This is a genomic window from Azospirillum tabaci (assembly GCF_014596085.1).
GTDB lineage: Bacteria > Pseudomonadota > Alphaproteobacteria > Azospirillales > Azospirillaceae > Azospirillum > Azospirillum tabaci.
The window spans coordinates 59,776-72,526 of the sequence record NZ_JACCJY010000021.1 but is presented as its reverse complement, the minus strand read 5'-3'; the positions used below and the strand labels follow the sequence as shown (position 1 = coordinate 72,526).

Below are 12,751 nucleotides of genomic sequence, written 5' to 3'. Positions count from 1 at the left end.
CGGCCTTACTCCTCGATTTTCGCCGGCGCGGTGGGCTGCCAGGGGAATGCGCCCATCGGGCCCATGCCGACGCGGTCGCGCGGGATCGCCACGTCGCTCTGCATGTAGAGCGCGATCAGTTCGGCCAGCGAGCGCAGCGAGTCCGCGTGGATGCGCTCGTACCCATGGGAGCTGTCGATGCCGAAGCAGACCAGCGCCGTGCGGATGTCGTTGCCGGCCTCGATGGCGGCGGCGCTGTCGCAGCGGTAATAGCGGAAGACGTCGCGCTGGTGCTCGATGTCGTGCTGCTGGCACAGCGACAGCAGCTTGTGCGTCAGGTGATAGTCGAAGGGGCCGGTGCTGTCGGCCATGGCGACGGTCACGCCGAACTCGCGGCTGTTCTGGCCCATGGCGGTGGTGCCGTTGTCGATGGTCACCATCTCCGCCACGTCCTTGTGCAGCACCGACGAGGCGCCGGAGCCGACCTCCTCCGAGATGGTCAGCAGGAGGTGGCAGTCCACCGGCAGCGGCAGCTTGGCGTCCAGCACCGCCTTGGCGGCGGCGAAGATCACCGCCACCCCAGCCTTGTCGTCGAGATGGCGGGAGTTGATGAAGCCGCTGGCGTCGAACTCCGCCTGCGGGTCGATCGCCACGAAGTCGCCGACGTTGAATCCGTGGGCCTGCAACGCCTCCAGCGTCTCGCAGCGGGCGTCCACCCGGATCTCCAGGTTGGTCCAGGCCACCGGCTGGGTATCGATCTCCTCGTTGAAGGTGTGCCCGGACGCCTTCAGCGGCAGGATGGTGCCGCGGTAGCTGCCCTTGTCGGTGAAGACGGTGCAGCGGGCCCCCTCGGCGAAGCGCGCCGACCAGGTGCCGATGGGCACGACCTCCAGCCGGCCGTTCGGCTTCAGCATTTTGACCTGGGCGCCCAGCGTGTCGAGATGGGCGACCACGGCGCGGTCGGGGCTGTACTGGCGCCCCGCCAGATCGGCGCGGATCGCGCCGCGCCGGGTCAGTTCGAAGGGGATGCCCAGACGGTGCAACTCATCGCCGCAGAAATGCACGATCTGGTCGGTGTATCCGGTCGGGCTCGGGATCTCCAGCAGGCGGCGGAGAAGGCCCGTCAGATAGTCCATGTCGATGACCGGCCGGACGATTCCGGTCCGCGTCAAGGCTGCCTGCTCCATACCACCTCCTGCACGGTCACGCCCGCGGATCGACCGCGGAATAGGGGAAGAGAAGATCGAGGAAGCGTTCGGCGGTTGGCTGCGGTTCGTGGTTGGCAAGGCCGGGCCGCTCGTTCGCCTCGATGATCGCGTAGTCGGACCCCAGCAGGTCGGGGATCAGAAGATCCAGTCCGACCACCGGAATGTCGAGCGCGCGCGCCGCCTCCACCGCCGCCTCCACCACGCGGTGGTGCAGGCGGTCGGTGATGTCGTGCAGCGTGCCGCCCGTGTGCAGGTTGGCCGTCTTGCGAACGGCCAGCGTCTGCCCCTCCGGAAGGACCGAGTCCATGGAGAAACCGGCGTCCCGCACGCAACGTTCCGTTTCCTCGTCCATCGGAATGCGGCTTTCCCCGCCGGTGGCGGCGGCGCGGCGGCGGCTCTGCGCCTCGATCAATTGTGAGATTGTGCGGTCGCCGGTGCCGACGATCTCCGCCGGGCGGCGCACCGCGGCGGCGACGACGCGGTAGTCGATAACCAGGATGCGCACGTCCTGACCCTGCACGAACTGCTCCAGCAGGACCGTGTCGCAGATCTTCTTCGCCTTGCCGATGGCCCAGGCCAGCGTCTCCGCGTCGCGCACGTCCACGGTGATGCCCTGGCCCTGCTCGCCGCGGGCGGGCTTCACCACGACGCTGCCGTGGCGCTCCAGGAAGGCGGCGTTGTCATCCATGCCGCTCGCCGTCATCTGGTCCGGCACCGACAGGCCGACCCGCAGCAGCGTGCGCCGGGTCACCGCCTTGTCGTCGCAGCGGAACAGCGCCACCGCCGAGGTCAGTTCGCTGAGGCTCTCGCGGCACAGGATGCTGCGCCCGCCGAAGCTGAGGCGGAACAGGTTGGACTCCGCGTCCACCACCTCCACCCCGATGCCGCGGCGCCGGGCCTCGTTGATGATGATCATGGCGTAGGGGTTGAGGCTGGCCTCCACCGCCGGGCCGGCGAACAGCTTCTCGTTGATCGGGTTCTTGGTCTTCAGCGCGAAAACCGGCACCCGCCGGAAGCCCAGCTTCTCGTAGAGCGCGATGGCGTTCGCGTTGTCGTGCAGGACCGACAGGTCCATGAAGCTGCGCCCACGCTCCTTGAAATGCTCGGCAAGCGCGCGGACCAGCGCCTCGCCGATGCCGGGATAGGCCGCCTGCGGATCGACCGCCAGGCACCACAGGGAGGAGCCGTTCTGCGGGTCCTTGAAGGCGCGGACATGGTCCACCCCGGTGACCGAGCCGATGACCGCCCCGCTGACCGGATCGGTGGCGATGAGGTGGGTCAGCACGCGGCTGTCGCGCTCCGACCAGCAGAATTCCGGGTCCATGGTCACCATGCCGCGGGCGCCGTAGATGCGGTTCACGGCATCGACGTCCTGGCGGTCGCGCAGTTTTTCGATAGCGAAGCCGCGCGTCTCGCCGCCCGGCCGGAAACCGGCCAGCCGCAGGCGGTAGGTGTGGGAGGGGTCGAGGAACAGCTCGGTCGGCGCCTGGGACAGCGCCACATGCGGGTCTTCCAGATACAGCGCGATGTCGCGCCGCCCCGGCCCCTCCTGGCGCATCGCCGCGATCAGTTCACCCACGTCGGGAAAGGTGTTGGCGAACAGCAGGCGTCCCCAACCGCAATTCACCACCGCGCGCGGCGTCGGACCAAGTCCGGCCCCCGTCCGGCGGTTCGGGCGCGGTGTGTCCTCGTCCATCAGGGCGGAGACCAGGGCGCGTTCGATCCGGAAAGGCGTCTGGTTGCGATTCTGCATCGTCATCATGCGGTGTTCAGATCCCGTGGGTTTGCAGCCAGAACTCCAGCAGGGCGGCCTGCCAGAGCTTCGAGCCGCGAAGCGGCGTGATGTGGGATTCCGGATCGCTGAACAGGCGGTCCAGATAGGCCGGCTGGAACAACGCACGCTCCCGCGCGGCTGGCTGGTTGAGCACGTCGCGCACCAGCTCCAGGTAGGGGCCGCGCAGATACTTCAGCGCCGGAACCGGAAAATAGCCCTTGGGCCGGTCGATGACCTCGGAGGGGACGACGCGCCGCGCCGCCTCCTTCAGCACGTATTTGCCACCGTCGCGCACCTTCAGTTCCGGCGGGACGCGGGCGGCCAGTTCGACCAGATCGTGGTCGAGGAAGGGCACGCGCCCCTCCAGCCCCCAGGCCATGGTCATGTTGTCGACCCGCTTCACCGGGTCGTCGACCAGCATGACCGTGGTGTCGAGGCGCAGCGCCTTGTCCACCGGGCGGTCGGCGCCGGGGCGGGCGAAATGGGCGGCGACGAAGGCACTCGCCGCGTCCTCGTCGGCCAAATATTGCGGGTTCAGCGCCTCGGCCATCTCCGCGCGGTTGCGGTCGAAGAAGACCTTGGCGTAGGTGGACAGCGGGTCCGCCGCCTCCATCATCGGCGGATACCAGTGGTATCCGGCGAAGATCTCGTCGGCGCCCTGGCCGCTCTGCACCACCTTCACATGCTTGGCAACCTCCTGCGACAGGAGGAAGAAGCCGATGGCGTCGTGGCTGACCATCGGCTCCGACATCGCCCGCACACAGTCCTGAAGGGCCGGCAGGGCGCGGCTGCTGTCGATGAACAGCTTGTGGTGGTCGGTCTGGAAGCGCTGGGCGATCAGGTCGGAATACTGGAACTCGTCGCCCTTCTCCTGGCCCACCGTCTCGAAGCCGATGGAGAAGGTCTGCAGGCCGGTCTGCCCGGCTTCCGCCAGCAGGGCGACGATGACGGAGCTGTCCAGCCCGCCCGACAACAGCACGCCGACCGGCACGTCGGCGACCAGACGCCGATCCACCGCCTTGCGCAGCGTGGACAGCACGGCGTCCTGCCAGTCGCCTTCCGACATGCGTTCGTCGCCGGGCTGCGGGCCGAAGACCGGCTCCCAATAGGTTTCCTCGGTGCGGCGCCCATCCGGCTCCAGCGTCAGCAGGGTGGCCGGCGGCAGCTTGCGCACGCCCTTCAGGATGGTCCCCGGCGCCGGCACGACGGCGTGGAAGCTCATATACTGGTAGAGCCCCACCGGGTCGATCGCGGTGTCGATGTCACCGCCGGCCAACAGGGCGGGGAGGGTGGAGGCGAAACGCAGCCGGCCCACCGTTTCGGCCAGGTAGAGCGGCTTGATGCCCAGCCGGTCGCGGCCCAGCGTGACGCGCCCGCTGTCGCGCTCCCAAATGGCGAAGGCGAACATGCCGTAGAGCCGGTCGACGAAGCGGCGGCCCCAGGCGTGATAGGCTTTCAGCAGGACTTCGGTGTCGCCGTGCGAGAAGAAGCGGTAGCCCTTGGCCTCCAGCTCCGCCCGCAGTTCCGGGTAATTGTAGATGCAGCCGTTGAAGACGATGCCAAGGCCCAACTCGGGATCGGTCATCGGCTGCTGCGCCGCTTCGGACAGGTCGATGATGCTCAGCCGCCGGTGGCCGAAGGCCATCCGGCCGTGGGCGAAGACGCCTTGCCCATCGGGACCGCGCAACGCCAGGGCTTCGGTCATCGAGCCGACCGCGGACGCGGAGGCCGGGCGAGAATCGAAGCGGATTTCCCCGCTGATGCCGCACATTGTAAGAAAAATCTCCGTACTCGAATTGACTGGACGCCGGCAAAAAGCACTGGGAAACGGCGGCCGACCGGCGCCACCCCTCAACAGGCGTGCAGCTTGATCGTCGCAAGGATGGGGCCTGCCTTGCAGGGTTTATCGGGGGTAGGAGGCACCGAAAGACCGGACGGGAAGTCCGCGCATCGGACGCAATGGAATTAACGCGCTTGGTGCACTTCGCCGCTCCGCCCGGAAGAACGCGGGGCGCGGGCGTGCGATGCAAAATGGAGATGGAAAGGCTTTTGGAGGCACCTCCTCTGCCCCTTTCTGGGGTTGAGGAACGACGCTCAGCGCGAACTCAGAGGACGAATTTCAGGGGAAGGCGGCGGAGGAGGTCCAACAGCCGTTCGGTGCCGACCTCGAACGACGCCGCGTTCTCCGCACCGTCTTCACGGTGGGGAACGGTTTCGACATGGCTGGCGTAGGAAAGTCCGCAAACGCCGCTGAGATGGTAGAAGCACGGGTTGAGGTAGTTGCTGCTCCGGATCTCCACCATCCATGTGCCCGGCGTACAGAAGCCGCCATTGACCAAGCCCGCCCCGTGCGCGCCGATCACCACCTCGGCCTCCTTGAACAGGCGGACCTGTTCGGCGAAGGATCGCTCCCCAAGCACCACCGTCTCGAAGCCGAACCGTTCCAACGCCGCCGCAAACACCGCCTCGTTGGTGATGCGCGGGCAATCGCTGTCGCGCCGGCTGATGAAAATCCGGCGGCGCGCGTGCGGGTCATGCCCAACGCGTCCCCGCAGGGTTGCGAACAGGTCGGTCACCGTCTCATCGGGGAAGAGCCCAACCCCACCAAGGTTCGATGGCACGATCAAACGGCGGCACCGGACGAGATCGGATGCCGGTTCGGCTCCGTCGGCGGGTGTTGCAAACGCCGCGTCACCCACCAGGAGCCGCAGGGAGTCCGCTTGCCAGGACCGCAAGGGCGGGGTGAGCAGCGGTGGTGGCGGACCGAGGTGGCGGGTACAGGCATGCACGCCGGCCAGAATGTCCATGACCCAGTGAAAGTAATTCCGGTTCATCGCGGTGGACGCCAGAAGCGCCGGTCCTTCGATGATCGGGGCGTCCAGGCCGCCGCGCTCCAGCCGTTCCAGATCCTCCCGGATGCGCCGGCTGTCGGACAGGTAATGGGAGTCCTGCCATACGCCATGGCCCGGCACATAGACGGCGCCGGTGGAGCGGCGGACATAGACATCGCTCAGAAAAGACACGGCCGGTGGGTGCGTGACGATCTCCGCGTGCGGGAAGCCGGACAGGGCCGCGCCATCGACATCCCGGCATGGACGCCAAACGCGGCGGATCGGCCCCTCCGGGAAGACGATGATGGGATTGGGCGATGCCCGGGATTCGGCCTCCCCGATGTCCGCGGGGACCGCCGCCACGTCCTGGGCGCGGCAGACGGAATAGCCTGACTGGGGATGGGATGCCGCGGCCCCGAATGTCCGCACCGTGAGCGGCAGGCTGCACTGAACGGTGGCGTTGTCCTGGACATAGGTGAAGGTCAGCTGGACGCGATGCGCCCGGCCATCGCGCAGGTAGGCTGGAACCCGGTACGAGAAGTTCAGGCAGCAATGCCCATCGTGACGCTCGCCGACGAATGGAACAAACTCATCGGCGCGGATCGATGCCCGGTGCTCGCCGTCGATCAGCACCTGGCACCAGACAGGAGCGTAGGGGCCGGCGCTGCTGACCACCCAGCCGGAAAAACCGTCATCATCATAATCGACCTGCACCTCGGCAGTCGGTATGGAGGCGGCAGGTGCGGTTGCGGTTGTGTTCAGCACGTCGGTGTCGCCCGGACTGGCTCATGCGCTCTTCGTCCGCCGCGCGTTGCCGGGCGGACGCCGAAACATACCACCACGCGATTCAGGATCGCAGCATCCATCGGCAACCCACGGCCGATGAAGGACAAGCACGAGAAAGCCGGCCACAATTAGACGTCTAATCGCACCGTGGACGGCTCCTCGCCAACGCGGCGCCGAGTTCACGAGCGGCATGGCGCAGAGCGCCCGGTTCATGGCCGGTGAATCCCAGCATCAGCGCCTGCAAGGGTGGGGCGGCGATGTGCATCGGGCTGACGGGGCGGACGGCGATTCCCCGTCGGGCCGCCACCGCCTCCACGTCGCGGTCCGACAGGCCGGGGCGCAGCCGGGCGATCAGCTTCATACCCTGCTCCGGCACCTCGGCCTCCATCCAGGGGGACAGGTGGGCGCGGATGGCGTCGGCGAGGGCGTCCCGCGCGGTCGTATAGCGGCGGCGCATGCGGCGCAGGTGTGGGCCGAAATGCCCTTCCTCCAGGAAGTCGGTCACCACGCCCGTATAGAGCGTCGCCGGATGCCAGTCGGTCAGGCGGCGCATGGTCAGCACCGGGTCCAGAAGTTCGGGCGGCAGCACCGCGTAGCCCAGCCGCAGGCCGGGAAACAAGACCTTGCTGAAGGTGCCGACATAGATGACTCGCCCACCGCCGTCGATCCCCTGCAGGGAAGCGAGCGGACGGCCTGTATAGCGGAACTCGCTGTCGTAATCGTCCTCCAGCACCCAGGCGCCGGCCCGCCGCGCCCAGGCGAGCAGTTCCATCCGCCGCGCCATCGACAGCACCACGCCCAGCGGATAGTGGGAAGACGGGGTGACATAGGCCAGCCGGGCGTCCGGCGACGCGGCGACGCCCGCCGCCGCCACCAGACCCTGCCCATCGACGGGCACCGGCACGACGCGGGCCTGCGCGGCCTCCAGCGCGGCGCGCACCGCGGGGTAGCAGGGGTCCTCCAGCCACACCGGATCGCCGGGGCGCAGCAGCACCCGCAGCACGAGATCGATGGCCTGCTGGGCGCCCGCGGTGATCACCACCTGCTCCGGTTCGCACCGCACCGCCCGCGCGGTTTGCAGATAGCGGGCGATGGCCTGTCGCAGCGCCGCCGGTCCGCCGGGCTCGCCATAGCCGAGCATCTCCGGGTCGGGCCGCTGCAGGTGCCGCATGGTCAGGCCGCGCCAGATCCGCAGGCTGCGCTCGTCGAGCGCGCAACGCCCCGTGCTGAAGGGGAGGGTGCCGAAGGGATTGGCCGGTGGTGGCGGGGAGGAGGGGCGGCGGAGCGGTTCCGGCGGCGGAATCTCCAGGCCGTCCGGCAGGTCGCGGGACACGAAGCTGCCCGCCCCGACGCGCCCTTCGATGAAGCCTTCGGCCAGAAGCTGCTCATAGGCGGCGACTACCGTGTTGCGGGCGACGCCGAGCCGTTCGGACAGGGCGCGCGTCGGCGGCAGCTTCCCACCGGGCGGCAGGGCGCCGGACAGGATGGCCCGGCGCAGTTCCCGGTAGACCTGTCGCAGCAGCGGCTCCCCGCCCGTCCGGTCGATGGGGAGGAGCATCAGGTCGGACAAATCGGCGGGCATCGGATTGGTCCAGTCGACAAGATCGGAATTGGCTCTCACGCCGGACCAATGGCTAGGCTCTAATGGCGCCGTTGTCCACCGCCGCCAAGAGAAGCCCACGATGTCCGAGACCGTCCCGTCCGAGAGCTATCCCGTCACCGACCGCAACCGGGTGAAGCGCCTGCACGAGCGGGGGTGCTACGACCGGGAGTCCGTCCACGCCATCCTCGACGCCGCGATGATCGCGCACATCGCCTATGTCGTCGATGGCCAGCCCTACTGCACTCCCACGGCCTTTTGGCGGGAGGGCGAGCATCTCTATTGGCACGGCTCCTCGGCCAGCCGGATGCTGCGGTCGCAGCGCGACGGCCTGCCGGTCTGCCTGACCGTGACGCATCTCGACAGCCTCGTGCTCGCCCGCTGCGGGTTCAACCATTCGGCCGATTACCGGTCCGCCATGTGCTTCGGCACAGCGCGCATCGTCGAGGAGCCGGAGGCGAAGGCCCGCGCACTCGACGCCATGGTCGACCGCTTCTATCCGGGGCGCAGCGCCGAACTGCGCGCCAGCACGGCGCAGGAGATCAAGGCGACCATGGTCGTCGGCATGGAGATCGAGGAGGCGAGCGGAAAGGTGCGGAGCAAGGGCCTGTCCGACGAGGGGGAGGACGCGCATCTGCCCGTCTACACCGCCCGCTACCCCGTGGTTCAGGTGATCGGCGCTGCCGAACCTTGTCCGCGGCTTCCCGCCGACATGCCGGTCCCGCCGGGGCTGGCGGGCTTCACCGCCGGCCGCCGGCTGGACGAGCTGATGTTGGAAAACCACCGCATCAGGTTCGGCGGGGAGTGACGCGCTCCGTCACCGCGTCCGGCGCCACTCGCCGTCGATGGTGTAGGGCGCCGAACGGCGGCGATGGGTCCGGCCGCCAAAGGTCCGTTCACCGTGTGGGGGATGGCCGTCCAGGTGCTCGGCGAGGATCGCCATGTTCTTGCGGTTGGCTTTCCAGAACACATCGGCGAGGTTGCCGGCGACCGGAACGGCGCTGATCAGGCTGTCCATCGCCACGTTGCCGACCATGCGCAGCAGCTTGCCGCGCGGCAGGCCCAGCCTCCAGGCCTCGCGGATGAGATAGCCGGACACCGCCGTGGTGGCCAGGTTGCCGATGCCCGGCACCAGGCCCAGCATCGCGTCGGCGCCGAAGGTGATGTTGGTGCCCGGCACGCGGACGGCGCTGTCCATCACCCGCGCCAGCCATTCCAACCTCTGGCGCGCGGCGCTGTGCGCCGTCTCGCCGTAGGCGGAACCGTAACGAAACGAAGAAAAAGGGGTAGCGGTCATACGGACCCTCCAGAAGGGGACGGCTGCGCCGTCCACTCAAGTGAAGGGCTCCGACATCGCGGTCCGTACCGTGTGGACCGCCAGAGGGGCCCGGAGCCAGTCCCGCACAGATGGCCCGGTCCTCCCGCCCGCGCAAGACCCACCCGGTGCATTTTCGTATGAGTACGGTGGAATCATCCCCGGCTCTCGGGGGCTCCGTCACAAAAGCATCAGGAACGCCGGCAGGCCGCCCAGAACCGCCCCCTGGGACCCGCCCCACAAGACGTCGCCCTGCTCCACCGACCGGCGCAGCGCCGGGTTGGTGCCGCGCAACTGGCACAGGGCGAAGATGGCGGCGTTCACGGCTCCGGCCAGGGCGAACCACAGGATCCAGGACGGCATGCCGCCGAGCCACACGGCGGGGGAGAGCATCAGGGCGGTGCGCCCGGTCCAGGACAGGCCGCGGAACACCAGCGCGTCCCATGACCAGGAGCCACGCGGACCGACCGGGCCGAAGGGCAAGAGATGCTGCCCGATGAGCGTCGCCCCGGCGGTGGCCGCACCGACGACCAGCGCCCGGTCGGCCGGCATGGCCAGCGACCACAGGGCGGTGCTGAGCAGCGTCGCCGGAACCCCCCACAGAAGCAGACGGGACAGGGCCCCCGTCTGGCGGCTGAGCGCGCTGAGAAAGAAACTGCCGAGCAGGGAACAGGTGACGGTGAGAAGAACGGCGGCGAACAGCAGATAGTCGATGACGAACTGTTCGGTCAGCATCACCATGGCCGCGCTCCCCCACCGGTTCTTTGTTCGTATTCCCCTCAATTACGGTGGGGCGTGACCGGGCCGGCGTCAATGAAAATCACCCCGATTTTTGAGAGCCACCTTCCCCCGCCATTCCCGTCCGTCTCAGCAGGTCGAGAAACCGTTCCAGCACCAGATTGGGCTGTGCGCCTTTCTTGGTGACCGCCTGGAATTCCTGGGCGTAGTGGAAGCGGTCCGGCAGCAGGGCGCGCATCGCCCCGCGCTCGACCCATTGCCGCGCGTAATGGGTGGGCAGGAAGCCGACGTAGCAGCCGGTCAGGATGAGGAAGGCCACGCCCTCGCGGTCGGTGGCGGTGGCGGTGGCGGTCAGCGCCTGCTGCACCCCCGCCGCCTCCGGCACCTGCTGCGCCTCGGTCGGCGCCACGGCATCGGCGGCTTCAACCGCCGCGTCGGGCACGGTCTCCGCATCGAACAGCGGATGGCCGCGCCCGCAATAAAGGCGCGACTCCTCCTGATACAGCGGCAAGCGGTCCAGGCCGGGCAGGGCGCGCCGCGCCGGCACCACGCCGACCTGAAGGCGCCCGTCCAGCACGCCACGCTCGATCTCGTTGGGCGGGATCATGCGGATGTTCACCCGCACCTCCGGCCCCTGCTGCTTCAGGCCGCGCAAGGCGTCGGTCACCCGCATCTTCGGCATCGTCACGAGGTTGTCGGTGATGCCGATGTTCAACTCCCCGCGCAGGCGCCCGTGCGCGGCGTTGATCTCGCTGCGGAAACTTTCCAGACCGGCGAACAGGCGCAGCGCCGCCTCGTAGGCCATGCGCCCCTCGTCAGTCAGCAGGAAGCCGGCCCGCCCGCGCCGGCACAGGCGCAGCCCCAGCCGCCGCTCCAGATCCGCCATGTGCAGGCTGATGGCGGCGCGGCCGATGTTCAGCTCCACCTCCGCCGCGGAAAAGCCGCCGCATTCCACCACCGTCTTGAAGACGCGCAGCAGGCGCAGGTCGGCGTCGTTGAGGCCGCTCAAGGGGCGGACGGGCTTGGTCATGGATAGGTAAGCGAATGCTTGCGTAAGGTTTGAATGGTTTGGATTTAACGCAACCAAGGCTCCGCGCACACTGTTTTTCCGACGTGACTTTCGATGCCACCCCAGCCAGCAGGAGTGCCGCCCGATGCCGCCCTTGGACGAGAGCCAGAAGACCGGAACCGCCCAGACCGCGGGGCTGACGCGCGAGGAGCTGGACGCCCACTGGATGCCCTTCACGGCGAACCGCGAGTTCAAGGCAAACCCGCGCCTGATCGCCCGCGCCGAGGGCGCTTGGTACTGGGACGCCGAGGGTCGGAAGATCTACGACAGCCTGTCCGGCCTGTGGTGCTGCGGCGCCGGACACAGCCGCCGCGAGATCAGCGAGGCGGTGGCCCGCCAGATCGCCGAGCTGGACTACAGCCCGGCCTTCCAGTTCGGCCACCCCGCCGCTTTCAAGCTGGCGCACAAGCTGGCCTCGATGACGCCCGCCGGGCTGGACCATGTGTTCTTCGTCAACTCGGGGTCGGAGGCCACCGACACGGCGCTGAAGATGGCGCGCGCCTATTGGCGGCTGAAGGGCCAGCCGACCAAGACCAAGCTGATCGGCCGGTCGAAGGGCTATCACGGCGTCAATTTCGGCGGCATCAGCCTGGGCGGCATCGGCGGCAACCGCAAGCTGTTCGGCTCGGGCGTCGAAGCCGACCATCTGCCGCACACGCTGCTGCCGCAGAACGCCTTCACCAAGGGCCTGCCCGAGCAGGGCGCGGACTTGGCCGACGCGCTGGAGGAACTGGTCGCCCTGCACGACGCCTCCAACATCGCCGCGGTGATCGTGGAGCCGCTGGCCGGCTCGGCGGGCGTCCTGCCGCCGCCCAAGGGCTATCTGAAGCGGCTGCGCGAGCTGTGCGACAAGCACAACATCCTGCTGATCTTCGACGAGGTCATCACCGGCTTCGGCCGCATGGGGGCCGCCTTCGGCGCCGACGCCTTCGGCGTGGTCCCCGACATCATGAACGTCGCCAAGGGCCTGACCAACGGCGCGGTGCCGATGGGCGCCGTCGTCGCCAGCCATGAGATCTACCAGACCTTCATGGACAACGGCGGCGCCGACTACATGGTCGAGTTCCCGCACGGCTACACCTACTCCGCCCACCCCGTCGCCTGCGCCGCCGGCCTCGCCGCCCTGGAGCTGTTCGAGCGGGACAAGCTGGCCGAGAAGGCGGCGGCGCTCGCCCCGCATTTCGAGACGGTGCTGCACGGGCTGAAAGGGCTGAAGCACGTCACCGACATCCGCAATTACGGTCTCGCCGGCGCGGTGCAGATCGCCGCTCTGCCGGGCGAGCCGGCCCGCCGGCCCTACGAGATCGCCATGCATTGCTGGAAGGCGGGCTTCTACGTCCGTTTCGGTGGCGACACGCTGCAGTTCGGCCCGCATTTCATCAGCGAGCGCGAGGACCTCGACCGGCTGATGAACGCCGTTTCCGACGCCATCCAGGCGACCGCCTGAGCCA

10 protein-coding genes are annotated in these 12,751 nt (G+C 68.5%); 2 read left to right on the top strand and 8 right to left on the bottom strand.

Annotation, left to right across the window (positions count from 1 at the left end; all coding sequences use genetic code 11):
- Positions 1 to 5: 5 nt before the first annotated feature.
- The 5 genes from H0B54_RS18920 to pdxR all read right to left on the bottom strand — a co-directional run bounded on the left by H0B54_RS18920 (position 6) and on the right by pdxR (position 8,160).
- The gene (locus tag H0B54_RS18920; RefSeq protein WP_425490054.1) at positions 6 to 1,151 is read right to left on the bottom strand and encodes an osmoprotectant NAGGN system M42 family peptidase; all 1,146 of its coding nucleotides are present in this window, start codon (positions 1,149 to 1,151) and stop codon (positions 6 to 8) included.
- Between the two features lie 31 nt (positions 1,152 to 1,182).
- Positions 1,183 to 2,949 carry an N-acetylglutaminylglutamine synthetase gene (ngg, locus tag H0B54_RS18915; protein WP_188261619.1) on the bottom strand — a complete coding sequence of 589 codons (1,767 nt, stop codon included), beginning with the start codon at positions 2,947 to 2,949 and terminating at the stop codon, positions 1,183 to 1,185.
- Positions 2,950 to 2,956: 7 nt separating this feature from the next.
- Positions 2,957 to 4,732, bottom strand: a complete 1,776-nt coding sequence (locus H0B54_RS18910) for an N-acetylglutaminylglutamine amidotransferase (RefSeq protein ID WP_188261618.1) — start codon at positions 4,730 to 4,732, stop codon at positions 2,957 to 2,959.
- Between the two features lie 334 nt (positions 4,733 to 5,066).
- Positions 5,067 to 6,557: a glycosyltransferase 61 family protein gene (locus H0B54_RS18905; RefSeq protein ID WP_188261617.1), complete on the bottom strand. Its 1,491-nt coding sequence runs from the start codon at positions 6,555 to 6,557 to the stop codon at positions 5,067 to 5,069.
- A 157-nt stretch (positions 6,558 to 6,714) separates the two neighbouring features.
- Positions 6,715 to 8,160 carry a MocR-like pyridoxine biosynthesis transcription factor PdxR gene (gene pdxR, locus H0B54_RS18900; RefSeq protein ID WP_188261616.1) on the bottom strand — a complete coding sequence of 482 codons (1,446 nt, stop codon included), beginning with the start codon at positions 8,158 to 8,160 and terminating at the stop codon, positions 6,715 to 6,717.
- Positions 8,161 to 8,260: 100 nt separating this feature from the next.
- Here pdxR and H0B54_RS18895 point away from each other — a divergent pair, with 100 nt between their 5' ends.
- The gene (locus H0B54_RS18895) at positions 8,261 to 8,986 is read left to right on the top strand and encodes a pyridoxamine 5'-phosphate oxidase family protein (RefSeq protein WP_188261615.1); all 726 of its coding nucleotides are present in this window, start codon (positions 8,261 to 8,263) and stop codon (positions 8,984 to 8,986) included.
- 9 nt (positions 8,987 to 8,995) lie between these two features.
- On the opposite strand, the gene H0B54_RS18890 is transcribed toward H0B54_RS18895, so the two are convergent.
- The 3 genes from H0B54_RS18890 to H0B54_RS18880 all read right to left on the bottom strand — a co-directional run bounded on the left by H0B54_RS18890 (position 8,996) and on the right by H0B54_RS18880 (position 11,261).
- Entirely contained in the window at positions 8,996 to 9,475 is a 480-nt protein-coding gene (locus tag H0B54_RS18890) for a DUF4112 domain-containing protein (protein ID WP_188261614.1), read from the bottom strand.
- Positions 9,476 to 9,673: 198 nt separating this feature from the next.
- The gene (locus tag H0B54_RS18885; RefSeq protein ID WP_188261613.1) at positions 9,674 to 10,234 is read right to left on the bottom strand and encodes a hypothetical protein; all 561 of its coding nucleotides are present in this window, start codon (positions 10,232 to 10,234) and stop codon (positions 9,674 to 9,676) included.
- A gap of 79 nt (positions 10,235 to 10,313) precedes the next feature.
- Complete coding sequence (locus H0B54_RS18880) at positions 10,314 to 11,261, bottom strand: LysR family transcriptional regulator (RefSeq protein ID WP_094304530.1); 948 nt, start codon at positions 11,259 to 11,261, stop codon at positions 10,314 to 10,316.
- Between the two features lie 124 nt (positions 11,262 to 11,385).
- On the opposite strand from H0B54_RS18880, the gene aptA reads away from it, so the two are divergent.
- Positions 11,386 to 12,747, top strand: coding sequence for an omega-aminotransferase AptA (gene aptA, locus H0B54_RS18875; protein ID WP_188261612.1), 1,362 nt, complete (start codon positions 11,386 to 11,388; stop codon positions 12,745 to 12,747).
- Positions 12,748 to 12,751: the final 4 nt, after the last annotated feature.

Excerpts from the sequence above, each read along its gene's own strand:
- ngg (WP_188261619.1), bottom strand. The coding sequence starts at position 2,949 with ATGATGACGATGCAGAATCGCAACCAGACGCCTTTCCGGATCGAACGC.
- H0B54_RS18910 (WP_188261618.1), bottom strand. The coding sequence starts at position 4,732 with ATGTGCGGCATCAGCGGGGAAATCCGCTTCGATTCTCGCCCGGCCTCC.
- pdxR (WP_188261616.1), bottom strand. The coding sequence starts at position 8,160 with ATGCCCGCCGATTTGTCCGACCTGATGCTCCTCCCCATCGACCGGACG.
- H0B54_RS18895 (WP_188261615.1), top strand. The coding sequence starts at position 8,261 with ATGTCCGAGACCGTCCCGTCCGAGAGCTATCCCGTCACCGACCGCAAC.
- H0B54_RS18890 (WP_188261614.1), bottom strand. The coding sequence starts at position 9,475 with ATGACCGCTACCCCTTTTTCTTCGTTTCGTTACGGTTCCGCCTACGGC.
- H0B54_RS18885 (WP_188261613.1), bottom strand. The coding sequence starts at position 10,234 with ATGGTGATGCTGACCGAACAGTTCGTCATCGACTATCTGCTGTTCGCC.
- H0B54_RS18880 (WP_094304530.1), bottom strand. The coding sequence starts at position 11,261 with ATGACCAAGCCCGTCCGCCCCTTGAGCGGCCTCAACGACGCCGACCTG.
- aptA (WP_188261612.1), top strand. The coding sequence starts at position 11,386 with ATGCCGCCCTTGGACGAGAGCCAGAAGACCGGAACCGCCCAGACCGCG.